General features: G+C 31.6%; 18 protein-coding genes and 2 tRNA genes. 16 read left to right on the top strand and 4 right to left on the bottom strand.

Annotated features, from left to right (window positions below):
• The first annotated feature begins 14 nt into the window (after window positions 1–14).
• The 3 genes from ftsH to BLV79_RS05760 all read left to right on the top strand — a co-directional run bounded on the left by ftsH (window position 15) and on the right by BLV79_RS05760 (window position 2833).
• Complete coding sequence (ftsH, locus tag BLV79_RS05770; RefSeq protein ID WP_083354475.1) at window positions 15–2054, top strand: ATP-dependent zinc metalloprotease FtsH; 2040 nt, start codon at window positions 15–17, stop codon at window positions 2052–2054.
• 574 nt (window positions 2055–2628) lie between these two features.
• A tRNA-Tyr gene (locus BLV79_RS05765) sits at window positions 2629–2710 on the top strand.
• Between the two features lie 39 nt (window positions 2711–2749).
• Window positions 2750–2833, top strand: a tRNA-Leu gene (locus BLV79_RS05760).
• 125 nt (window positions 2834–2958) lie between these two features.
• Here BLV79_RS05760 and BLV79_RS05755 read toward each other — a convergent pair.
• Together BLV79_RS05755 and BLV79_RS05750 are read right to left on the bottom strand one after the other, a co-directional pair.
• On the bottom strand, window positions 2959–5076 hold the full coding sequence (locus BLV79_RS05755) for a hypothetical protein (protein WP_143470219.1): 2118 nt from the start codon (window positions 5074–5076) through the stop codon (window positions 2959–2961).
• Window positions 5077–5195: 119 nt separating this feature from the next.
• On the bottom strand, window positions 5196–6200 hold the full coding sequence (locus BLV79_RS05750; RefSeq protein ID WP_074717007.1) for a LacI family DNA-binding transcriptional regulator: 1005 nt from the start codon (window positions 6198–6200) through the stop codon (window positions 5196–5198).
• Between the two features lie 243 nt (window positions 6201–6443).
• Between BLV79_RS05750 and malQ the strand changes: the two genes are divergently transcribed.
• The 5 genes from malQ (at window position 6444) to BLV79_RS05725 (ending at window position 13621) form a co-directional block, all read left to right on the top strand.
• Entirely contained in the window at window positions 6444–7982 is a 1539-nt protein-coding gene (malQ, locus tag BLV79_RS05745; RefSeq protein WP_242871437.1) for a 4-alpha-glucanotransferase, read from the top strand.
• Window positions 7983–8092: 110 nt separating this feature from the next.
• Window positions 8093–9340, top strand: a complete 1248-nt coding sequence (locus BLV79_RS05740; protein ID WP_074717005.1) for an extracellular solute-binding protein — start codon at window positions 8093–8095, stop codon at window positions 9338–9340.
• Window positions 9341–9514: 174 nt separating this feature from the next.
• A complete protein-coding gene (locus BLV79_RS05735) occupies window positions 9515–10885 on the top strand; it encodes a carbohydrate ABC transporter permease (RefSeq protein ID WP_173335726.1) in 1371 nt (456 codons plus the stop codon).
• Window positions 10885–11778 carry a sugar ABC transporter permease gene (locus BLV79_RS05730; RefSeq protein ID WP_242871436.1) on the top strand — a complete coding sequence of 298 codons (894 nt, stop codon included), beginning with the start codon at window positions 10885–10887 and terminating at the stop codon, window positions 11776–11778. Before BLV79_RS05735 ends, BLV79_RS05730 begins: the two co-directional genes overlap by 1 nt.
• A gap of 106 nt (window positions 11779–11884) precedes the next feature.
• Entirely contained in the window at window positions 11885–13621 is a 1737-nt protein-coding gene (locus BLV79_RS05725) for an alpha-amylase family glycosyl hydrolase (RefSeq protein WP_074717003.1), read from the top strand.
• Window positions 13622–13714: 93 nt separating this feature from the next.
• Here the strand turns inward: BLV79_RS05725 and BLV79_RS05720 are convergent, their stop codons facing one another.
• A complete protein-coding gene (locus BLV79_RS05720; protein WP_330389939.1) occupies window positions 13715–14416 on the bottom strand; it encodes a lysophospholipid acyltransferase family protein in 702 nt (233 codons plus the stop codon).
• Window positions 14417–14769: 353 nt separating this feature from the next.
• On the opposite strand from BLV79_RS05720, the gene BLV79_RS05715 reads away from it, so the two are divergent.
• From BLV79_RS05715 to BLV79_RS05690, 6 genes are all read left to right on the top strand, one after another.
• Window positions 14770–15012 carry a Veg family protein gene (locus BLV79_RS05715; protein ID WP_022749594.1) on the top strand — a complete coding sequence of 81 codons (243 nt, stop codon included), beginning with the start codon at window positions 14770–14772 and terminating at the stop codon, window positions 15010–15012.
• Between the two features lie 871 nt (window positions 15013–15883).
• On the top strand, window positions 15884–17128 hold the full coding sequence (locus tag BLV79_RS05710; protein ID WP_074716999.1) for a C40 family peptidase: 1245 nt from the start codon (window positions 15884–15886) through the stop codon (window positions 17126–17128).
• A 51-nt stretch (window positions 17129–17179) separates the two neighbouring features.
• Complete coding sequence (locus BLV79_RS05705) at window positions 17180–17878, top strand: hypothetical protein (RefSeq protein WP_074716997.1); 699 nt, start codon at window positions 17180–17182, stop codon at window positions 17876–17878.
• A 96-nt stretch (window positions 17879–17974) separates the two neighbouring features.
• Window positions 17975–18838, top strand: a complete 864-nt coding sequence (gene map, locus BLV79_RS05700; protein WP_242871435.1) for a type I methionyl aminopeptidase — start codon at window positions 17975–17977, stop codon at window positions 18836–18838.
• Window positions 18839–18960: 122 nt separating this feature from the next.
• Window positions 18961–19755 (top strand): alpha/beta fold hydrolase, encoded by a 795-nt coding sequence (locus BLV79_RS05695; RefSeq protein WP_074716993.1) that lies wholly within the window; start codon window positions 18961–18963, stop codon window positions 19753–19755.
• Between the two features lie 173 nt (window positions 19756–19928).
• Window positions 19929–20531 (top strand): hypothetical protein, encoded by a 603-nt coding sequence (locus BLV79_RS05690; RefSeq protein WP_074716991.1) that lies wholly within the window; start codon window positions 19929–19931, stop codon window positions 20529–20531.
• 136 nt (window positions 20532–20667) lie between these two features.
• Here the strand turns inward: BLV79_RS05690 and BLV79_RS05685 are convergent, their stop codons facing one another.
• Window positions 20668–21996 carry a DUF4317 domain-containing protein gene (locus tag BLV79_RS05685; RefSeq protein WP_074716989.1) on the bottom strand — a complete coding sequence of 443 codons (1329 nt, stop codon included), beginning with the start codon at window positions 21994–21996 and terminating at the stop codon, window positions 20668–20670.
• Between the two features lie 385 nt (window positions 21997–22381).
• On the opposite strand from BLV79_RS05685, the gene BLV79_RS05680 reads away from it, so the two are divergent.
• Both BLV79_RS05680 and BLV79_RS05675 read left to right on the top strand, forming a co-directional pair.
• A complete protein-coding gene (locus tag BLV79_RS05680; protein WP_083354469.1) occupies window positions 22382–23299 on the top strand; it encodes an ATP-binding cassette domain-containing protein in 918 nt (305 codons plus the stop codon).
• Window positions 23300–23302: 3 nt separating this feature from the next.
• A complete protein-coding gene (locus BLV79_RS05675) occupies window positions 23303–24031 on the top strand; it encodes an ABC transporter permease (RefSeq protein WP_074716987.1) in 729 nt (242 codons plus the stop codon).
• Window positions 24032–24179: the final 148 nt, after the last annotated feature.

Below are 24179 nucleotides of genomic sequence, written 5' to 3'. Positions count from 1 at the left end.
AGTTGAATAAGAAAATGAACAGATTTCAGGGGCTTGGAGTATATTTTATGGTATTGCTATTATTGTTTGGCATTTGGTATTGGTGGACAGGCAATACAGTGACAAATACATATACTCGTGAAGAATTTAGAAAAGAAATCAAAGAAACAGTAAAGGGTAATGCAAATAAGAACAATAGAATTAAAGAGGTAACAATTGTTCAAAATGAGCAGGTTCCAACAGGTAAAATAGAAGTCGTTTTTGAGGGAGGAGAGCATAGAGTACTTTATTCTTCAAATATTAACGTTGAGCAGCAGATAATTAATGATTATAACTTTAAAAATTATCATGTGTCTGATGTGAAGCGAGAAGACGTATTTCTAAAATATTTACCTATTATCCTTATAGGCGTATTGATTGTATGTGTTGGACTACTTATGTCAAATAGCAATTCAGCAAATAATAGTAGCGGTGGTAGAATGATGAATTTTGGAAAAAGTCGTGCTAGACTTTCAACAAAAGAAAATAACCATATTACTTTTAATGATGTAGCCGGATTGAAGGAAGAAAAAGAAGAAGTTGAAGAAATCGTGGATTTCCTAAAAGCACCTAAGAAATATACAAGACTTGGTGCAAGAATTCCTAAAGGAATCCTTTTAGTAGGACCTCCGGGAACAGGTAAGACATTATTAGGAAAAGCTATTGCAGGAGAGGCAGGAGTACCTTTCTTTAGTATTTCCGGTTCTGATTTTGTAGAGATGTTTGTTGGTGTTGGTGCATCGCGTGTTAGAGATTTATTTGAAGATGCGAAGAAAAATGCACCATGTATTGTTTTTATAGATGAAATTGATGCAGTTGCTCGTAAACGTGGAGCTGGAATGGGTGGTGGCCATGATGAAAGAGAACAGACTCTTAACCAGATGCTTGTAGAGATGGATGGTTTTGGAGTTAATGAAGGAATCATCGTAATGGCGGCAACCAACCGTGTAGATATTTTGGATCCAGCTATCATGCGTCCAGGTCGTTTTGATAGAAAAGTATATGTCGGAAGTCCTGATGTAGGTGGTCGTGAAGAAATTCTAGAAGTACATGCTAAAAATAAACCTTTGAGTGATGATGTTGATTTAAAACAGATTGCTCAGACAACAGCTGGTTTTACAGGTGCGGATCTTGAAAACTTATTGAACGAAGCAGCAATTCTTGCAGCTAAATATGATAGAGCGTTTATTATGCAAGAAGATATCAAAAAAGCTTTCATAAAAGTAGGTTTAGGAAAAGAAAAGCGTAGTAAAATCATTTCTGAAAAAGAGAAAAAAATTACAGCATATCATGAAGCTGGACATGCAATATTGTTCCATGTTTTGCCAGATGTTGGACCAGTTTATTCAGTTTCAATTATTCCAACAGGACAAGGAGCAGCGGGTTATACAATGCCTCTTCCTGAAAAAGATGAAATGTTTAATACCAAAGGTAAAATGTTCCAAGAGATTATCGTTGATTTAGGAGGACGTGTTGCAGAAGAAATAATCTTCGATGATATCACAACAGGTGCTTCTCAAGATATTAAACAGGCAACAAGAATGGCGAAAGCAATGATTAAACGTTTTGGAATGTCAGATAAGCTTGGGTTAGTATGCTATGACAACGATGATGAAGAAGTCTTTATTGGCAATGAATTTGGACGTTCTAGAGGCTATAGCGAAGGCGTTGCCGAAGAAATTGATAGAGAAGTTAAAGTTATAATTGATAAAGCACATGAGCGTGCAGTTCAGATTATTAACGAAAATATGGATGTCTTAGAAAGATGTGCAGCTCTTCTTTTGAAGAAAGAAAAGATTTCACGCAAAGAGTTTGAAGCATTATTCGATGACGATGTTGTAGATGCAGAATTAAAAGATAGCAATTCATTTAAAATTGAATTAAACAAAGATGGAAATGCTACAAATGATTCAAGTAATATCAATAAAAAAGACGACGCAGGTAATGCTAAGCATACAGACGGCTCAAATTGTTCAAACGATACCAGTGATTCAGATTATGATATGAGTGGATTTGATGATTTAATTAGATCATAATTAGATTGGATTATGATTATATTTAATCATAATGGAATTAGAGGCTCAACTGATAGATTATTATCTATTGGTTGAGCTTTTTTTATAAATTGTAAAAAATCGCAGAAAAAAATACGAAAAAAACAGTAGTTTTTTGAGAAATATAAAAACTGTGAAAAATAAGTGAATATGCACAAAAAAAAGTAAAAAATAAGTGTAATTTTGTTGACACTTTTGTATCTAAAGATGGTATTATAATACCTGTAAAAACCCCCCAATACATTATATATAGTTTTTGCTATACCCCATAGTAAAAATACCTTCTCCTAAAAAGGCAGCGTTCGCTGTCTTTTTTTTGCATAGAAAAGGAGCTACTATTATCTGTCTAAAATATTAAAAGAGAAGTCATTATTATTTAGCTAAATCTGTATGGCTTAGGCTGAGGTATAGTTTTTATATAAAACAGAAAAAAGCAGAATAAAAATCATAATTCCGTAAAAATTAAAAAAAAGAAAAAAATTGAAAAAAGTACTTGCATTTTATGATTAAAGGTGATATACTTCTATCTTGTCAGGAGAAATCTTGATGACCGAATGGGCAGTTTCCCGAGTGGCCAAAGGGGACAGACTGTAAATCTGCTGCAAATTGCTTCGGTGGTTCGAATCCACCACTGCCCATTAATTTATCAAATCTCTCTTGTTATATATAAATAACGTGCCGGCGTGGCGGAACTGGCAGACGCGCAGGACTTAAAATCCTGTTGTGGCGACACAGTACCGGTTCGATTCCGGTCGCCGGCATGATTGAATCTATAATCGTAAGATTATGGATTTTTTTGTATAAAAAATCCTTATTGCCATAACAGAACCATTCACCTACTTGCGGTTGGTTTGTTAAGCAATAAGGAATTTTATTCTTTACTTATCTATTCGTTTAAACATCTTTCCCATGGCATTACTTTATCCCAATTTGACGAAGGAAATCCTTGTCGTATACATTGACAATAGTATTCCATCTTAGCTCTAATAGGGCTATTTTGAGCAAAATATTGCTTGTTTGAGCCATTCAAATGATAAGCCATAGCAGATCCGAATATTTCAGCTCTATCTTCGGTTGCAAAAGTTGTTCCGTAACTATCAATAAAGTATTTTGGATTTTTTGAATATCCTTTACTTTTAGAGTAATTATTGTATGTCTGTAGATATTCAAAACCAGCTGGATTATACTTGTTCCACTCTTCCTCATTATAGGTTAATGATGGATTATAGGAATGCTCAAATTCAAGTTTTCGGTCAATCATATGAGAAAACTCATGGTTGACGGTGTATGGCCAATCCCAGCTGTAGGATGAATCTAGGACCATAACAAGATAAGAATCAATGGTATTAACAAAACCACTTGGATCGGCAATCGTGTTGTCGTGCTTTGAACCTATTGAGTTAGCGATATAAATCCTGATGCCATAGATGTCAGAAAAACAAAGTTGTTTGAAAAAATCTTTAGGATAAGAGGAAAGAATCTTATTTAATGATTCAAGACTTTCCATTATCTCGTCAGCATCTAAGTTTTGTTTGACACTAAAAACATCGATTTTTTTGGGAACTTGAGGCCCAATAAACACCTTAATACCGTAATCATTTTCTATTTTATCAGCAAATTTTCTGGCTTCTGATAAACTATCCCATTTATAGGTATTGTTATCCATCAAATTGTTGATGATTACACCGGTTTCGTTGGATTTTGAATTTTGTAAATCTAATAGATTATCGAAAAAAGATAAATCCTCGATAGTGTAATCGCTGTTAGAGTTATCGTCAGAGCTGTTACTGTCACTAGAAACACTATTGCTCGTGTCGGAATTGTTGTTTTGCTTTAGTGAGGATGCATTAATTTTCCAAATATAAATAAAAGGATTACCTTTTAAGTCGTATTTTAGGATAAAACAGCATCCGCTTTTTTCCAAGTAAATCTGATCCTTTGATAAATAGTTCTCTTTTCCTTTTTCGGCGTTGCCAAAGTCCAATTTGATTGAAGATATAGCTTTGCCAGAAGAAGAATAAGCAGTAAATACTGAAGTAATGTTTTGTCTTTTTACAGCCTGGTCGTATCCGATATCTCTGCGTAGCATAAGATTATTGTTGCCATAAGGTTTTGCTTTTACACAATTTTTAGCATAAAAATATTTGGATGTATTATCTTTGGTGTCAATGAATTTCCAATAATTTCTGTTGTAATCCACCTGAACAATTATATGTTCGTTGCATGAGTCACCTCTATAATAAGCTGTTCCAGGGTAGGTATTTGTTAAAGCATTTTTGGCTGTGTTAAAAACACCGTAGGAATAACGATATGAATTGGTGTTAACGCCACGAACAAAGAATTTATTTTTAGCTTCATTATCGCCAATGATATAGCAATCTCTGTACTTTGAATCTGTTTTTTTGTAACTTGCGTTACTGTAGCTTTCATTTTTTTCAAAAAATTTAAATAGCTTATTATGATGAATTTTATCTGACAAGGTAATTGTGTACAAAGTACCATCCTTTTTTAGGGCAAATAATTTTTCGTTACTACTATTAAAAGAATATGTAAAAGATTTATAATCTTCCTTTCCGATTAAATCCTTAATTTTCAAGCGGTAAACTAAAGATAATTCTTTATCATAAATAGATAAAGTTTTGTTTTTGCCACTAAAACATAAAAGGTGATCATCTGATATTTCATATTTTGTACATAACAAATCTTTGGCATCTAAAGATTGACTAATCTCATTTTCCCAAGGGTCATAAATGTCAAAAGAATATAATGGAAGATCAGATTTAATTGAATCATAACGAGCTTCCCCAATTAAAAGTATGTTGTTTCCAAAATTAGCTAAATTGTTATAAGGCTTGTTTTCAAAAAAAGGATTCTCTAATTTGTACAAGCCTTTTTGTTTTGGGTCAGGAGTTGTAGCTTCCCAAAATTTTGGAGAATCATAATAAGCATTATCCTGAGATGAGAACAATTCAGTTACTTTTGAACAACCTGTTGTATTAAACAAGAGACAAAGTGTTAAAACTATAGGAGCAAACAGTTGTATTAATTTCTTTCGTGAAATAATAATGATACCTCCTTAGTTATCAATTTTTAGGCGCTTGTAAAGCGTTTAAAGTTGTATATTTATTTTTTTTCGACAGGTGCACATCCAGAAGAATCACGAATAATTAATTGTGGTCTAAGTAAAGTAATACTGATTGGAATGTGGTTAATTAAAGAAAGAAGTGCAACAAGAGCACAGCGACCTAACTCATTACGTTCCTGACGGATAGTAGAGAGAGTTGGTTCAGTGGTTGATGCAATAGGAATGTCATCAAAACCAATAACACTAATATCTTCAGGTATTCTAAAACCACGCATTTTACATTCATTAATTACACCACTTGCTATTAAATCGTTACCACAAATAATAGCAGTTGCACCATTAGATAAAAAGCCCGGTACATGGTATTTTGCACTATCGGCAACATAAAAACCATGAGCCATTAGATTTTTTTGTGGGACGAGTCCGCATTTTTTCATACTGTTTTCAAAAGCGGTTTGTCTATCGTCAGATACTTTAGAATGGAGAGAACCATTCAAAAAAGCTATATTTGTATGTCCTAAATTGTGTAGATATTTAACAGCCATATCAATACCCTCATTACTGTCTGTACCAACATAACCAACTGTTGGGTTCTCAGGTATAAAGTTATCTAGTAGTACTGTTGGCATTGTTGTTGTTTCAAGTTGTTTCATCCATTCATCATGAAGGGCAAATCCAATAAGAAAAGCTCCACAATATTGATTCTTTAGTAAATAAGTATCATATCGTTCCTGTTGTTGCAAAGCTGGAGTGACAGGAATTACATCTACTTCAAATTTTTGTCTAAAAGCATTCTGCTTGAAGCCAAGTACGATATCGTAACCAAAGTCATCGATGTCGTTATACTCCATATTTTCAACAAAAATAGCAACCTTTCTGTATTTTTCACTTCTAGATCTTTTGGTTGAATAACCCATTTCGACAGCAGTATCAAGAACGATTTGTTTTAATTCATCGCTAATATCACTTGCACCATTTAAGCCTTTGGAAACAGTGCTGATTGATACGCCAAGTCTATCTGCAATTTCTTTAATTGTAACCATCTGAATTCTCCTAAAAATATATTTGTATCTGTAATTATATTATATGTGATTCAATAAAACTTATCAATCAAAAAAGGTAGTTTTTTTTCGAAAAAAAGGGCTAATAATGTTGTGATTTTTACTAAAAAAGGGATACAAAAAAGGTGAATTTACATAAAATTAAAGTTATTATTCGAAAATCGTTGACAAAATAGGGCTTAAAAAACTAAAATATACTTAGAAACGAAAAAACGCGAAAGATATGTGACTATAAAGTATGTATTTTCAAATATCAAGAGTGAAGGAGTTGAAAGTTATATGATGATTCGTGGAGCAGGGATTTTGCTCCCAATATCTAGCTTACCATCCTCGTATGGTATTGGAACATTAGGCAAGGAAGCCTATGGTTTTGTAGATTTATTAGTTGATATAAAACAAAAATATTGGCAAGTTCTTCCTATTGGACCAACGACATATGGTGATAGTCCATATCAAACGGTTTCGGTATTTGCTGGTAATCATTATTTGATTGATTTGGATTTGCTGGTAGAAGAAGGACTTTTGAAAAGTGAAGAAATCAGAGAATACAATTGGGGATCAGAGTATTCTAGAGTTGATTATGAAGCTATATATGAAAGTAGATATAGGGTGCTTTATAAAGCCTTCGAAAGATTTAATATCAATGATGATGATTTTAGAGAATTTGATGAGAATAATGATTGGTGGTTGGATGATTATTCACTTTTTGTAGCACTGAAACAAACTGGAAATAGCGGAAGTTGGACTAGTTGGGATCAAAGCATCAAGGATAGAAATAAGGAAGTTTTAGAACTACAAAAAAAGAAAAACTTTTCACAAATAAACTTCGTAAAGTTCTGTCAGTACGAATTTTGGAAGCAGTGGATAAGATTAAAAGAGTATGCAAATTCTCGAGGAGTAAGTATCGTGGGAGATATACCATATTATGTGGCACTTGATAGTTGCGATGTATGGTGTAATCCCGAACGTTTCAGAATAGACAGCGATGGAAAACCTGATTATGTTTCAGCTTCTGTACCTGATAAGTTTTCAAGCAAAGGTCAGATTTGGGGAATGCCACTGTATGATTGGGCATCGAATGAAGAGGAAATTATTAAATGGTGGCAGTCGAGAATTAAATGGGCAGCTGAAAAGTTTGATATAATCAAGTTTAATCATTTTTCAGGAATTATAAAAGATTATGCGGTACCATATAAAGCTGTTGATTTAAAAAAAGCAAAATGGTTTAAGGGACCAGGAAGAAAATTTGTAAATGCAATCAATCAGGTCGTTGGAGAGACGCCAATTATAGCAGACACTTACTGTGGTAGGGCATTAATACCGGGAGTAAATAAACTCTTAAAAAAAGCAGGCTGGTTAGGAACAAAAGTATTGATGTTTGCATTTGATGATGATACGTCGAATGAGTATTTGCCACATAATTATGATAATACAGAAGTTGTTGTATACGCAGGTACGCATGATAATGACACGTTGGTTGGTTTCTTTAGAAACAAAACTGAATTTGAGCTGGCATATTTATACGAGTATCTGAATATTACAGATAGAAAAGAGATACCTGATGGAATAATTAGAGCAGCATATCAGAGTATTGGAGCTATAGCGATAATCCAAATGCAAGATATCTTGGGGCTGGGAAATGAAGCGAGAATGAATTATCCATCAACAGTAGGATATAATTGGAGATGGAGACTTAACAGTGATCGCTTAAGCGAAAAACGAAGGACATGGATTAGAAATCTTGCAGCAATATATAGAAGATAGTTTTTTTATAGGGAGTGGCTATTAACATAATAAAAAATAGACTATAAAGTGCATGAAGCATTTTATATAAATAAAATTAATATAATAAGGTAAAAAAGGAGAGGAAAACTATGAAAAGAAAAGTATTACCACTAGTATTAGCAGGAACAATGGCAACAACAATGTTTGCTGGTTGTGGAGCAACAAATGACAAAAAAACATCAGGAAATGATGAAATTACACTTACAGTAATGGGTCCAGCAGAAGATCAGGCAAAAGATAACGGAGAATGGCTACAGACACAGTGTAAAAACTTTGCTAAAGAGCACAAAGAATGGAAAATTAAATTCAAATATCAGAAATCATCAGAGTCTGATGCTAAACAAGTTGTAACAAAAGACGTTTCAGCAGCTCCAGATGTATATATGTTTGCAAATGATCAGCTTGTAGATCTTGTTAAAGCTGGTGGTATTGCTAAACTTGGTGGAGATACAGAAAAATACGTAAAAGAATCAAATGATGAAAATATTGCTAACTCAGTTAAATACAAAGGACACTACTATGGTATTCCTTATACATCAAATGCATTCTTTATGTACTATGACAAGAGAGTGTTCTCAGAAGATGATGTTAAGAGCTTAGATAAAATGTTAGAAAAAGGTAAAGTATCATTCCCACTTACAAATGGTTGGTACTTATCAGCAATGTACACAGCTAACGGATGTACATTCTATGGTAAAGATGGTGCTACAGAAAAAGATAAAATTGATTTATCATCAGAAAAAGCTGCACCAGTTACAAAATACTTAATGGGATTAGTTAAAAACCCTAACTTTGTAGTAGTTGGTGATGATGGAGATTCAATTACACCATTAGGAACAGGCGCTGTAAATGCTATCTTTGATGGTAACTGGAACTATGACAAAGTAGTTGAAGCACTTGGTGGAGAAAAGAACGTAGGAACAGCTGTTCTTCCAACAATCAAGATTGATGGAAAAGATCAGCAGATGAAAGGCTTCCTTGGTTCAAAAGCAATCGGTGTTAACCCTAAATGCAAAAACCAGGAAGTTGCAGTTGCTTTAGCTAAATACTTAGGTGGTGAAAAAGCACAGCAGGCTCACTTTGATACAAGAAAACAGGCTCCAGTAAACAAAAACTTAACATCTAAGAAAGAAATCTTAGACAACGCAGCAGTTTCAGCATTAGTTAAAGCAAGCAAAGAGTCAACAATTGTACAACCATTATTCGGTATGCAGGGATATTGGGATGCTGCACAACCATTTGGTAAAGCACTTGTTAACAATGAAGTAACAGAAAGCAACTACAAAGATAAGACAGAAGAATTCAACAAACAGGTTAATGGTTCAAAAATTTCATAATATATAATACAAACGAAATAAGAGCGAAAATACTAACATGAAATAAATACTAACTATGAAAATCATTTGTGGCGGGAGTAAGAAATATCGTTACTTCTGTCACAAATGTAAAAAATGTGTGTAAAATGAAATGATAAATAGGTTAAGAGAAAATCTTAATCAGGAGGTTTTAGGATGAAAATAGCTAAACAGAAATCAGATTTCGCCACACCATTTACCCTAAAAAATGCGCTTTCAAAAGGTAACATATTTACTAGATTGTCAGCTATTATTATGGGTTTAGGTAATATGGCAAGTGGACAACTCATAAAAGGTGTGATTTATTTAGCAATAGAGATAAGTTATATAGGGTTTATGCTCACACAAGGATTATATTACTTGAAGATGTTTCCATCTCTTGGATATAGAAAAGAAGGAGAGGTATGGAACGCAAGTAAAGGAGTATATGAATACGTAGAAGGCGATAACTCTGTTTTGCTATTGCTTTATGGTGTTGTTACGATAGCAATGACAGTATTATTTATTTACTTTTTATGTGATAATATAAAGAGTGCTTATAAAGCACAGTACTTTAAAGAACAAGGCTGGAAAATTAAGAGCTTTAAAGACGATATCAAAGATTTATTCGATTGTAACTTACATAAATTTTTAATGTTTTTACCTTTTACAGGTATTTTGATTTTTACAATTTTACCATTGTTATTTATGATTTCAATGGCATTTACAAATTATTCGGATATAGGAAATCACCTAGTCTTATTTGATTGGGTAGGTTTGAAGAACTTCGTATTAGTACTTGGTTTAGGTGGAAAAATAGGAAAAACATTCTGGCCAGTACTTGGATGGACTTTAATTTGGGCAGTATGTGCAACATTTTCAAATTTCTTTTTAGGAATGATTTTAGCAATTGTAATTAATAGAAAAGAAACGCATTGTAAGGCACTTTGGAGATTGTGCTTTGTAATATCAATTGCTGTACCACAGTTTGTTACATTACTTATAATGAGAACTCTTCTACAAGAAAATGGAGCAATTAACACAATGTTAATTAATGCAGGACTAATTAAAAAAGCACTACCATTTTGGACAAATGCAACATGGGCAAGAGTTACAATTATTCTTGTAAACTGTTGGATTGGTATACCTTTTACAATGTTACAGGTTACAGGTGTTTTACAAAATGTTCCTGCTGAATTATATGAAGCAGCAAAAATTGATGGAGCTAATCCAGTTCAGATATATTTTAAAATAACACTACCATATATCATGTTTATTATGGGTCCTTACATTATTACTCAGTTCACTGGTAATATAAATAACTTTAACGTTATTTACTTATTAAGTGGAGGTGCACCACAACCAATTGGTCAGACTGCAGGTAAGACAGACTTGTTGGTAACATGGTTATATAAACTGACAATTGATTATAAATACTATAATATAGGTGCTGTAATTGGTATCTTGACATTTATTGTCCTATCTATAGTTGCATTAGTAACATATAGAAATACTGCATCTTATAAGGATGAGGAGGGATTCCAATAATGACTCAGAACGTAAAAATGGAAAAGACAAAAAGAACTCGTTCTTTTAGTAGTGCGAGAAAAGTTAAAAATATTATAATACATGTTATATTAGCGGTATTGTCATTGATATGGTTATTCCCAATCTTTTGGGTAATAATGACAAGTTTTAGAAAGGAATCAGGTGTTAATGTTAATTATTTCTTCCCAAAACATTTAACATTACACAATTATACAAGATTATTTACTGATACACAGGTAATTAATTTCCCTAGAATGTTTTTAAATACATTAGAAATTTCAATTTTCTCATGTATGATTGCAACATTATTTGTTTTATGTACTTCTTATTGTATGTCAAGATTAAGATTTAAAATGAGAAAACCTTTTATGAATTTAGCAATGATATTAGGTTTGTTCCCTGCTTTTATGTCAATGGTAGCTGTATACTTTATTTTAAAACTTGCAGGATTGACACAGGGTGGATTAATCAAATTGGCATTGGTACTTATTTATTCAGCAGGAGCCGGAGCAGGTTTCTATATTGCAAAAGGTTTCTTTGATACAGTACCAAAATCACTTACAGAGGCAGCGATATTGGATGGATGTTCACAATTCCAGGTTTTCTATAAGATTATCTGTCCTTTATCAAAACCAATTATAGTTTACACAATATTAACTGCATTCTTAGGACCATGGCTTGACTTTATATTTGTAAAAGTTATTGTTGGTGCAAATGATCAGTATTGGACAGTATCAGTAGGATTGTATAACATGCTTGAAAGAGAATTCATCCAAAAATGGTATACATCATGGGCAGCAGGTGCTGTACTTGTATCAATACCAATTACTCTTTTATTCATCTTCATGCAGAAATTCTATGTTGATGGATTATCAGGTGCAGTTAAAGGTTAATGATTATAGGTTAAAAATAGAAATTTTTAATTATAGATCAATATCTTATTCAAGGAGGCGTCTCGGAAATCTTCCGAGGCGTCTTTTTTCAAGAGGTGGGCGAGTTATGAAATTATATAGATTAGAATTTTTAAATAAAAAGAAAGAGAAGAGTTTTACAAAAAAAAATAGTCATAATTTTAAAACAAAATTAGACAGTAACAAAAAATTAATGAGTTTGCTATGCATAATAAGTATCTTAGCGAGTACTCTAGGCGGTTGTTCTTTTGGAAAAAATGATTCGAAATCTACAAAGATTCCATACATGATGAAGGTAAACAACCAGAAATTAAATGTGATAGAAGATAAATACAGAACTTGTTATGAAGTTTTTGTTGGAAGTTTTTATGATAGTGATGGTGATAAAAAAGGTGATCTAAAAGGTGTTACAAAAAAATTAGATTACATAAAATCTTTAGGTGCAAATGAGATATGGTTAATGCCGATAATGCCATCTACAACATACCATAAATATGATGTGAAAGATTACATGGACATCGATAAAGATTATGGAAAAATGGCAGATTTTGAAGCATTAGTAAAAAAATGTCATGAAAAAAAGATACATGTAATTATTGATTTCGTTATGAATCATACATCATCAGAGCATCCATGGTTTAAAGAAGCTGTTAAATATTTAAAGACTTTACAAGCAGGAGAAGAGCCGGATCCAAAAGTATGTAAATATGTTAATTATTACAATTTTACAAAAGATAAGACAAAATCAGGATATCATAAAATTGCGGGTACAGAATATTCATATGAATCTGTTTTTTGGGAGAAAATGCCGGATCTCAATTTATATAATGAAGATGTTAGAAATGAAATATCACAGATTACTAAATTCTGGATTGATAAAGGCGTGGATGGATTTAGATTAGATGCCGCAAAAGAATATATATCAGGGAATACAACTGAAAATGTAAAAATTTTGAAATGGTTTAGTGACATGGTTCGTTCTCAAAAACAAGATATCTATACTGTGGGAGAAGTATGGGAAAAATATCCAATTTATACAGAATACTATAAGAGTGGAATTGATAGTTTCTTTGATTTTTCTTTTGCAGATAAAGATGGATATATTTCAAGAGTATTGTCTCAGACAACTGACAATGGAGCAAGTACCTATGGAATGGCAATACAAGAAGTTGATTCATTGATGAAAAAAAACAATCCAAATGGCATTAGCGCACCATTTTATACTAATCATGATTTGTGCAGAAGCGCAGGTTATTATGGTGGAAAAAATGCAAAAAACCAGACAAAAATGGCGCAAGGAATGAATCTAATGATGTCAGGTAATGCGTTTATATATTATGGTGAAGAAATAGGCATGAAAGGCTCAGGAAAGGATGAAAACAAACGTTTATCAATGTATTGGAAAGATGGTACAAAGTATAAAGGACGTTGTAATGATCCAGTTGATGCAGAAAAAACAAAAATGATTTATCCTAGTGTTAGCGAGCAAGAGACAGACAATTATTCTATTTTAAATTATGTAAAACAAGCCGTTAAATTGAGAAATATTTATCCTGAAATTGCAAGAGGTGATACAGAATTTTTGGAAGAATATTCTAATAAGAAAGTTTGTGTATTGAAAAAGAAATACAATGGTAAAGAAATATTATTGATTTTTAACACGACCGATAAGGCAGTGAAGGTTGATTTAAAAGGGCTAGAAATAAATGGAAAACCTGTTAAAGAGGCTAAAATAGGAGGTTTATTGCAGGTGGATGAGAATAATCCAAGCAAAAAAGGAAATACTGTAGAATTACCAAAATACTGTATTGAAATTTTAAAATAAGAATAAAATATAGAAAGAAAAAAGCTTTTATCGTTAAGATAGATATATGTTACACATATAGTTCTCAATTGATAAAAGCTTTTTAATTTGAATTTAATAATGTTTGTTAACAATATCTATAAGCATATCTTCGATTATTGTCTGCGTGTAAAGACCGACTTTCTTCTGTTGATCCTTTTCTAAATCTTCAACATAAAAAGGCTTTCCATAGCGCACAACAACTTTAGCACGCTTAATCCATGGGAAATGATTCTCAAGGACATCGTCTGTTCCAGTTATAGCCATAGGAACAATAGGACATTTCGCTTTTTGGGCAATTTTAAAACTTCCTTCTTTAAAAGGAAGAGTCTTTGTTTTGTCAGATGTTTTTATACGTGTTCCTTCTGGAAAAATACAAATAGAAATGCCAGATTTGACATATTCGATTGCTTTTAAAATAACACCCATGCTTTGACGAATATCACTACGATCCATCAGTAAACAATATACTCGCTTCATCAAAAATGAAATTATAGGTACTTTTTCAATACTCTTTTTAGAAATATATCCTGTTAAATTAGGACAACGCGAATAAGTAGCTACAATATCGAAGAAGCCTCTGTGGTTACCAATGTAAAGAACAGCCTTATCTCTAGGGACGTTTTCCTCATTTTCGATAATTAATTTAACACCAGATATTAAAAGTATAGCTTTAAATCCAAATTGAACATAAGCAAGCATTACCTTGTCAGAGTGATGTTTACTGAATTTACCTACAATAAATTCAAGCAGCATTACAGGTAAGCTAAAAATCAAAAAAATGGTGATAAAGAGAATACATAATATAGTTCTCATTATATTAACCTCGCTTATTCATTATTAATTTATACATAATATTATAGCCTAGTTGAATACGTAAATGCAATAAGTAGAAATGCATAAAAAAAGCTAAAAAAAATCAAAAAAAGTTTATAATGAAAAATAATCACACAAAAGACACAAAAACGACTTATTTTTGTGATATTATATATATAAAATGAAATGTATATAAAAGAAAGAAAAGAAATACTTATATTCGAACTATTGCAAAAATTTTAGTGCTGTGATATACTAAAATTAACTTGAAGTTGTGTTATGTTATAATATGCTCAAGCAGAGGAGGATTAAAAATGGAAAAAGCAGATATCAACAAAGTTCGCGCATCAGTGAATCAGCAATGTGGCAGTAGAGTTATGATTGTACTTGATCGTGGGCGCAACAAAGTGGATATTCAAGAAGGGGTTATTCAAAAAGCATATCCTAGTGTTTTTACAGTCTTAGTAGAAGATAGCAAGGCGACTAATCCGCCACAGCTATTATCCTTTAGTTATACAGATATTATTACAAAAGACATACGCATGAAATTGTGTTAAATTTAATAGCTTTAAAGGGTTAACGAGTTTTGAGGGTTTTAAAGGTTTAAAAATTTAAAAGTAACATAAATAAATCGCAGGTTGTTGAAAAATACAACTCTGCGTTTTTTTTTGTAAATCATTACATCAAGTACATCAAGTGTAAAAAACTATAAATACTTTTTACATATATTTATAAAAAAAATTTTTACAAAAATGAAAAAAGTATTAATGAGAATAAAAAATAAAACGATATATATATTAGCGGTGATAGTCTAAATTATTCCGTTATATTTTTTTATGGCAGTTAAAAAAATCTGCCCCTTTAACATAAGGAGTAATATATTCTTGATTTCTTTTATGTACATTGAATTTGGTTGTGTTATGTGTGAAGTTAAAAATAAAAAGTATAGTGTAAATTAAAAAGTAATTGAAAAGTAATTAAAAAGTAAAAAACGCAGAATTGAAATGATTAAAAACTCCAAATATTATTATTTATTAAGGTTATATTTATTCTAAGAGATTTAAAAAAACATTATAAAAAAAACAGGAAAAATGAGTGAAATATTTTCACATTTTTTTCAAAATCCTCCGAGAAAAAGTTGTGAAATATTTCAGAAATTCATTAATTGTAAAAAAGAGCAGATAAATTAGTAGAAGCGTGTAATAGATTGATGTAAAAAGAAGTGTAAAACGGATCGAAATTAAGAATATTCTGTGAATAAAGTGTGTTCATTCTGTGAAAATGTAAAAAAAAATGAAAAATATTACAAAAAAATGAAAAAAGGGGTAGATTTTATTTAACATTTGTGTAACAATAGTATTAGGAAAAGTAAACGAGAAGTTTGAGACACATATCTCATAGGCATAAACAATAATATTGGAGGATAAAATGAAATCGCGTAATTTTACAGAAGTAGTAAAGAATAACAGAAAAGGTATTATGTCGGTAGTAATGGCTGGATGTTTAGCATTTAGTGCGCCAACAGCAGGATTATTCGAAGGCACACTTGTTCATAACGTTCATGCTACTGATGCAAAACAAAAGAAAGCTGAAGCAGAGAAAAATTTAAAAGATGTTAATGGAAAAATTGATAAGATTTTCCAGCAGCAGCAGGCTTTAGAGTCTCAGGTAGATCAATCTACAAAAGAGTTAGCTCAGATTATGAGTGCACAAGAGGGACTAAAAAACGACATTGCTAACAAACAGAAGGAAATTGATAAAGCAAATAAAGATTTAGCAAAAGCTAAAGAAGAAGAGAAAAAAGAATACAATGCGATGATTGATCGTATTAAATATATGTATGAAAACAGTTCATCTGATTCTCTATGGGAAGCGGTAGTAGATTCAAAGAGTTTTGCAGATATGTTAAGTAATATTGAATATGTATCTTCAGTTTATAAAACAGATAAGACTTTATTAGAAAAATATAAAGCAGCTGTTAAAAAAGTTGAAGACTTAACAAAACAGTTACAAAACGATATGGCTGAATTACAGGAATCTAAATCAGAATATGATGCTCAGCAGGGTGAATTAAATAACAAAATTAATGCTTTAAAAGCACAGTCTGGTTCATTTGAACAACAGATTGCACAGGCTAAACAATTAGCAGCTTCATATTCAGCAACAGTTAAACAACAACAAGCTTTAATTAATCAACAAGTTGCAGCTCAAAGAGCAGCACAGGCAACAAATAATAATGGTGCTTCAAACGGACAAGCTAAAACATCAAAGAGCAACAGAAAAACAGGTGGTGCTGGTATGGCATCTAACACACCATCGAATGGACCACTTCCACCAGCAAACGGATCAGCATTATCATATGCTAGTCGCTTCGTAGGCGGTCGTTATGTTTGGGGTGGATCAAGTTTAACAAACGGATGTGATTGCTCTGGATTCGTAATGGCTGTATATGCTCAGTATGGCAAGAGCTTACCACATAGTTCAGGAGCAATGAGAGGTGTTGGTACAGCAGTTAGCCCTTCTGCAATGCAACCAGGTGATATCGTATGTTATAATGGACATGTAGGTATCTATGCAGGTGGCGGACAGTTATTAAGTGCTCTTAATAGCCAAAAGGGTATTACATACTGTTCAGTAAACTACAAACCAATTGTAGCTGTACGTAGAGTTTAGTGAATACGTAAAAATATGAATATTCTATGATGTTTTTTAGTGGAGGCTTATATGAATATTGCATTAGGTAATAGATTTAAAAAGTTTTCATATAAAAATAATCGTTTTTTAATAACAATAATCCTAGCGTCTGTCTTAGGATTATTGTTGTTATATTCAAAAATAAATTTTAATAATAAAAGAAATTTGATTTATTCAAAAAATCTTGATAGAGTTTGCGCAGTAGTTGATGGTGATGACCTGACTTTGCGCAATTTTGCTTTTTATGTGGCATATGAAGAGTCTGAAGTTGAGAAAAAGGCAAAAGTCTACGATAGCAAACATCCTGAAAAGTATTGGAAATTACATACAAATGGGCAATTTATTAAGTATGCCGCAAGAAATGCAACCGTTGATATGGGAATACACGATTATTTTTTTTACAAGAAAGCGTTGAAGGATAAAGTGGTATTAACAGATAAAGAAAAGGAAGTATTAAAAAATTCACAAGAAGATTTTTGGGAAGATTTAAAAGATCGAGGTGGAGATAAATTATTAGGGGTTAAAAAAAAGGATATTTATGATACAATGGAGAAGGTGGCAATTGCTCAAAAAGAGCAATACGTCTGTGAGCAACTTGATGGCGTGGATGAAGGAGATTATGACTTTAACCAAGATGCTTACAAGAACTTGTTAGAAAAATATAATTATAAGATTGTAAAAAAAGTGTGGATGAGAATCGATTTTGGAAATGTGACCTTGAAACACTAGAAAGAAGTATAGTATTCTTTTAAGGTATTGATAAGGCACAAAATGTGATTTTGAAGCATTAGGGAGATGCAATCGGAAAGAAGTAGAGAAGTAAAAATGAAGATAGGAAGAAATGACCCATGTTGGTGTGGAAGTGGAAAAAAGTATAAGGTTTGTCATGAGAGATTTGATGCTAAAATCGAACAATTTAAGCGTCAAGGTGCAGAGGTTCCACCAAGAGAATTAATTAAGACACCAGAACAAATTGAAAAAATAAAAGAAAGTGCTAAAATTAATGTAGCAGTGTTAGATTACATTGAAGAACACATTAAAGAGGGCATGACAACAGCCGAAATTGATAAATGGGTGTATGATATAACAACATCTATGGGAGGTATTCCAGCAGATTTAAATTATGAGGGATATCCTTATAGTGTTTGCACATCAGTTAATGATCAGGTATGTCATGGTTATCCATCAGAAGATGTTGTTTTAAAATCAGGCGATATTGTAAATGTTGATTGTTCAACAATCTATCATGGTTATTATTCAGATTCATCTAGAATGTTTTGTATAGGTGAAGTTAGTCCAGAAAAGAGACGATTAGTAGAAGTTACAAAAGAATGCGTTCAAAAAGGGCTTGAAGCAACTAAACCTTGGGGATTCCTAGGTGATATGGGACAGGCTGTGCATGACCATGCATATGCTAACGGATATACTGTAGTTAGAGAAATTGGTGGACATGGTGTAGGAAATGAATTTCATGAAGAACCATGGGTTGGTTATAATACAAAAGCCGGTACTGGTATGTTGTTAGTTCCAGGAATGATGTTTACAATTGAACCAATGGTTAATATGGGTGGAGTAGAAATTTACCAGGATGGAGATTGGGAAGTTTACACAGAAGATGGTCTTCCTTCAGCACAATGGGAGATTCAGGTGCTTGTGACTGAAACAGGAACAGAGGTTATTTCCTGGTAAGATAATTATTTTCCTCTAAAGATTGTGTAAGAAAATATATTATGAATAATCATAGGAAAAATTGTGTATGCAAATGAGTATAATTAAATAGATAAAATTAAGGGGTAAAACGTGGTATAATTATGTTAGGTAAAAATAAAAAAAATCAATCTACTAATGATGCAAAAAAGATTGCAAGGATAATGGTTGTTGCAGTTATAATAGTAAGCATTATTTTTGGAGCATTATTATTTATTAATGATTATTATAAAGCAAGTAGTGTGGCAAAGAGAGCTCTTATAAGTAACGAAAAAGTTATTGTAGAGGAGAAAGATAATTATTATTTATTTAAGCCAACACAAAAGAATATAACAGAGGCAATAATTTTTTATCCGGGAGCTAAAGTTGAAGAAACTTCTTATTCAAGATTAGCGTCAAAATTTGCAGAAAGTGGATATGAATTTTTTATTGTTAAGATGCCAATGCGTTTGGCTATTTTAAAACAAAATGCAGCTGATGATATTATTAACAGTAAAAAGAATAGTAATATCAAAAAGTGGACCCTTATGGGGCACTCCATGGGTGGAGCCATGGCAGCTAATTATACTGCAAAAAATAAAGATAAAATTAATCGATTGGTATTGCTTGCGGCGTATTCAATCAAGGATTTATCGAAGACAGACGTTAAAGTGTTATCTGTTTATGGAAGCAAAGATGGTGTCTTGAATAAAATCAAACTGGAAAAATATAAAGCAAATTTACCCAAAGATGCTATTTTGTATGAATTGCCTGGTGCTAATCATTCGCAGTTTGGTGATTATGGAAAACAAAAAAAAGACGGCAAGGCATCCATTTCATCAAACGAGCAACAAGAAATGGTGTTAGATATTTTTTTGGATACTTTTAGAGAGAATAAACAGCTTACATATAATGTTTAAGAGTTGTTTATTTGCGATGATTTTATAGGTGGCAAATTTCTTATTATTTTTTAGAGTTTATAATAATAGATGTCAGAAGATTTCCTATTATTAGTCTGAAATTATAATAATAGAAATAGGCTAAGTCGATATGATATATAGTGAATAACTTTACTATGAACGAGGTACATGCTATGGAAGAAGGTTTTGTTACATACTCAAAGATTAGATTTAATGCAATGGATCCTAAATTAGAGGATATAAAAATTGAAGATATAGCACATGCTTTATCAATGATGGTAAGGTTAAATGGGCATTATCCTTCGTTTTTTTCGGTAGGACAGCATAGTATTCAGTGTTGCAAAGAAGCAATGAGTAGACATTATGTTCCAGAGGTGTCATTAGGCTGTCTTCTTCATGATGCAAGTGAGGCATATTTATCAGATGTAGTCGGTTCTTCTAAGAAAAATATGACAATGTATTTGCAGATTGAGAATCAGGTACAGGGTGCTATTTATAGAAAGTTTTTAGGAGAAGTTCCTATGGGAGAGGCTTCTGTTCTTATAAAGGGCATTAACGATGCTTGTTATTATTATGAGTATAAGCATTTTATGGGAATAGAACAAAGACCAGAGGAACCTATGATTTTAAGTGATATGAGCTATGAATTTGAGCCTTTTGAGAAGGTTGAGGCACAATTTTTAGAGCTATTTAATAAACTTATGTCGGAAATAAAAACATCTAAACTAGGTAATGTATATCCAGTTAAGGATGAATCAGCAAAGATAAAGCTTTAAAAAAAAGAAAACTTAAAAAAAAGAAAACTTTAAGAAAATAAAGTTTAAATAAGTAAAACAATTGACGGGAGTCAATTATCATGTTAGTTGATTTAAAACTTCATGATAATTGCTCCCGTCTTATTTATCTATTTAGTTATTTATTTACGCTTACACCGTTTATTGTAGCGTTTTCGTTTTCTTCCATTGGAATTACGATGCATTTTTTACCATTTATTTTTTGTGATGTTATTTGAGAAGCTTTTTGTGGCTTAACATGTAAAACAACATCATACGATTTTTTCTCTTCTTCGAAGCTTTCTAGTTCTTGTGTTTTCTGCGAAAGTTCAACAATTTTCTCAGTTAATTCAATATTTTTCTCAGATAATTCTTCCTCTTGTTCTTGAATTTTGGAATTCTTTTCTTCAAGTTGAAGAGTAAGCTCTCCGACTTGATCTTCGAGACCAATTTTTTCTAGTTTAATAGCATTTTTTTCGAGCGCATTTTTTTCAATAAGATGCTCAGCTACAGGAACGTCTTCTCCAAATGTTTCTTCTACGGATTTAAGGATTCTATCTGTTTGTTCTAGGGCAACATTACTGTCTAGAAGAGCTTTTTCCACATTTTCCTTGTTTAAAACTAATTTATCTTCTTCATCTTCGTGGATAAGATCATAATCTTCAATCATATCGTTGATAGTTTGCTGAATATTTAAAAGAGTCTCATCAGTAGATTCTTCTTCTGGACCTAAAACATTTCTAACGATAGAGTGAAAGGCTATTTTTTGCTCAGTAGCTGTTTTTATTGGATTACAGCCAAGGCCATTCTGGATAAATTCGGTGTGAGGTTCTTTAGTGTTTTTGGTATAAAACAATGTTGAATGAATGTCTGTACTTCTGTCATTGAAAGCAGGGAAAAGAAAAGCACTATCAGGCATTCCAACTACCCAATCACGGTCTCTAGAACCGATACGATTTTCATTTTCTTTGTATCCAAGAGCAGCTTTAGATAAATTTACCGGACAAATTGCTACTAGTATATAGCGATAAACTTCTTCAGATTCGTCTAAGTCAATATTATCTCTAGTTTTAGTCATGACATCATAAGCATCATTAAAAAGCAAAATCAAATAATTGCCAGCATAATCATAAGAATCAATTACATGGTCGTAAAAACTATCAAGTAGCTCTTCATTTTCGAGATTACTATCTCTAAGTGCCATAAGAATTTGTTGGCGGCCACCAACTTCTTCTTCGATAAGAGGAAATTCAAGGTTTAAAAGGTTATTAGCAACTTTACCTGAAAGACACTTGTTGGCAATTTCAAGATATTTATGAAATTCTTCATCTTCTAGATTTAAAAACTTACTTCCAAATTTACAAACTTTATCACGGTTAGCATCCACATAGCAACCGCAAAGACGTGTGAAAGTAACTTTATCCTGTTTGAAACGACGTTTAAGTTCTAAAACTTCTTTTTTGTTCAAAATGTATACCTCTCTTTTTTATTTATGGTGTTAATAATAATTCCTAATATAAATATTTTTTATTTCATTAATCTGTATTCAAAATGTAGATATAAGATCTAGACAATGAATTTGCCTAAAAAACTCTTTTTCCGTAATTATTATATTATATTTGGGGAGAAAACTCCATAATTATGAATGCAGAATCGATGATTAGAAGAAGAAAAAGTAGATGTACAGTTAGTTTGACGATATTATTTTTTTTAAAATAGTTTTAAACTATCTATAAATAAAAATAAATTTACATAAAGTATTTTTTGCTGTATAATTGTAAAGAAACAAATTTTTCGTACTTTTGTGGGAAAGCAATAAAATGACAATAAAGTAGAATTGAAAAGGAGAAAAGATGGAAAAAACATTCGATATGACTAAAAAATCTAATTTAGCCTTACAAACAAAAAAGCTATCAAAATATTATGGCTCAAAAAAATGTTTGGATAATGTTTCAATTACGGTTGAAGAGGGAGATATTTATGGATTAATTGGAAAGAACGGTGCGGGTAAAACAACATTTATGAAAGCTAGTTTAGGAATGGTTAAGCCAACTAGTGGAGAAGCAATATTTTTTGGATCCAAAAATATAAAAGAACAAGAAAAAGTAGGAACTTTAATTGAATATCCTTCTATAGCAGGAAACAAAAGTGCGAGAGGAAATCTAGAATTATTTTCAACTGTTTATGGAGGAACACCAGAAGAAATTGATGAAATCTTAAAAATTATAGGACTTGAAGGGACAGGAGAGAAGAAGGCTAAGTTTTTCTCATTAGGTATGAAACAAAGATTGGGTATAGGTATTGCGTTATTAGGAAATCCCAAATTATTGATTTTAGATGAACCAATTAACGGTTTAGATCCTTCAGGAATTAGAGAAGTAAGAGATTTGATTTTATATTTAAATAAAGAAAAACATGTAACATTTATTATTTCAAGTCATTTATTAGATGAATTAGGAAAAGTAGCAACGAAATTTGGATTTATTGATAATGGACATCTAATTGAAGAAGTAACAGCTGAAGAGTTACAGGATAATTGCGTAAAAAAAATAGTTATTGAGACTGATAATAATGAAAAAGCAGTTAGCATGTTAAAAGAGATTATAAATGAAAAAAATATTTCAGTCAGTGACTCTAATATTTGTGTAAGAGAAACAGATATAAAGAGCGGAAAGATAAACAGTCTATTAGTAAAAAATGGAATTGAAGTTGATTCAATTTATTACAAGTCACAAAGCTTGGAAGATTATTTCATAAAGAGGGTAGGATAGAATATGAATGGATTATTAAAATACGAATTTAAAAAAACAATATCGGCAAAATCGGTGTATATTTGTGCTGCAATTTGTGCTATTGTTGCGATAATTAACGCTGTTGTAGTAAGATTAAATGGCAAGAGTTTGGGTATAAAGGGAGATGGATTTTTGATAGAACTTCTTCCTATGAGTTTGTTATCAACATTGGTTGCAATAGTGATTCCAATACTTGTTTGCGAAGAAATGGAATCAGGTTGTATTAAAACAATGATTGGAAAAGGCTATTCTAGAAGCAAAATCTTTTTTGCAAAAGAAATCATTTCAGTTATTTGTACAGTTTTCCTTGTGGCAATAGTATTAGGCGTTGGTGTAATAGTTGGATTAATAGCTGGAATAGATTTTTCTAATGTTACAGCAAAACTTTTTATTAATATTATACTTGAGCTATTAGTATTTATTGTTATTGCAAATGTTAGTATATTATCGTCTATTTTGATGGGTAAAGTAGGAAAAGCTATAGCACTAGCAATTTTTGGACCATCTGTTGTAGATATTATAGTTACAGTTATTCAATTAGCTGCAAAAAATAATACAATACCTAAATATTGGTATTCAAATTATGGTAACGAATTGATGGTAGGTATTTTAAAAAATAGTTCTTATGCAAGAATTGGAATAATGTTAGTGGTATACATACTATTATTCTCTATTATTTCATTTGTATTATTAAGAAGAAAAGATTTTTAATCATCATTTAAATCTAGATGTGGGAATTATTAATATTCCTGCATCTTTTTTTATTTGCTAAAAAACTGTATCAATTGTAAAATGAATAATGGTAGTAGAACAAGAGGATAATATCAAACAAATAGATATTATAGTGAAAAGGTGATAG

The organism is Lachnobacterium bovis DSM 14045 (assembly GCF_900107245.1).
GTDB classification, from domain to species: domain Bacteria; phylum Bacillota; class Clostridia; order Lachnospirales; family Lachnospiraceae; genus Roseburia; species Roseburia bovis.
This window is presented reverse-complemented; position numbering and strand designations above follow the sequence as displayed.

What these genes read in the sequence shown, in the direction of transcription:
- BLV79_RS05725 (WP_074717003.1), top strand. Translation starts at nt 11,885, where the DNA reads ATGAAATTATATAGATTAGAATTTTTAAATAAAAAGAAAGAGAAGAGT.
- BLV79_RS05675 (WP_074716987.1), top strand. Translation starts at nt 23,303, where the DNA reads ATGAATGGATTATTAAAATACGAATTTAAAAAAACAATATCGGCAAAA.
- BLV79_RS05750 (WP_074717007.1), bottom strand. Translation starts at nt 6,200, where the DNA reads ATGGTTACAATTAAAGAAATTGCAGATAGACTTGGCGTATCAATCAGC.
- BLV79_RS05730 (WP_242871436.1), top strand. Translation starts at nt 10,885, where the DNA reads ATGACTCAGAACGTAAAAATGGAAAAGACAAAAAGAACTCGTTCTTTT.
- BLV79_RS05705 (WP_074716997.1), top strand. Translation starts at nt 17,180, where the DNA reads ATGAATATTGCATTAGGTAATAGATTTAAAAAGTTTTCATATAAAAAT.
- BLV79_RS05680 (WP_083354469.1), top strand. Translation starts at nt 22,382, where the DNA reads ATGGAAAAAACATTCGATATGACTAAAAAATCTAATTTAGCCTTACAA.
- BLV79_RS05695 (WP_074716993.1), top strand. Translation starts at nt 18,961, where the DNA reads ATGTTAGGTAAAAATAAAAAAAATCAATCTACTAATGATGCAAAAAAG.
- BLV79_RS05735 (WP_173335726.1), top strand. Translation starts at nt 9,515, where the DNA reads ATGAAAATAGCTAAACAGAAATCAGATTTCGCCACACCATTTACCCTA.
- ftsH (WP_083354475.1), top strand. Translation starts at nt 15, where the DNA reads ATGAACAGATTTCAGGGGCTTGGAGTATATTTTATGGTATTGCTATTA.
- map (WP_242871435.1), top strand. Translation starts at nt 17,975, where the DNA reads ATGAAGATAGGAAGAAATGACCCATGTTGGTGTGGAAGTGGAAAAAAG.
- BLV79_RS05715 (WP_022749594.1), top strand. Translation starts at nt 14,770, where the DNA reads ATGGAAAAAGCAGATATCAACAAAGTTCGCGCATCAGTGAATCAGCAA.
- BLV79_RS05710 (WP_074716999.1), top strand. Translation starts at nt 15,884, where the DNA reads ATGAAATCGCGTAATTTTACAGAAGTAGTAAAGAATAACAGAAAAGGT.
- BLV79_RS05740 (WP_074717005.1), top strand. Translation starts at nt 8,093, where the DNA reads ATGAAAAGAAAAGTATTACCACTAGTATTAGCAGGAACAATGGCAACA.
- BLV79_RS05690 (WP_074716991.1), top strand. Translation starts at nt 19,929, where the DNA reads ATGGAAGAAGGTTTTGTTACATACTCAAAGATTAGATTTAATGCAATG.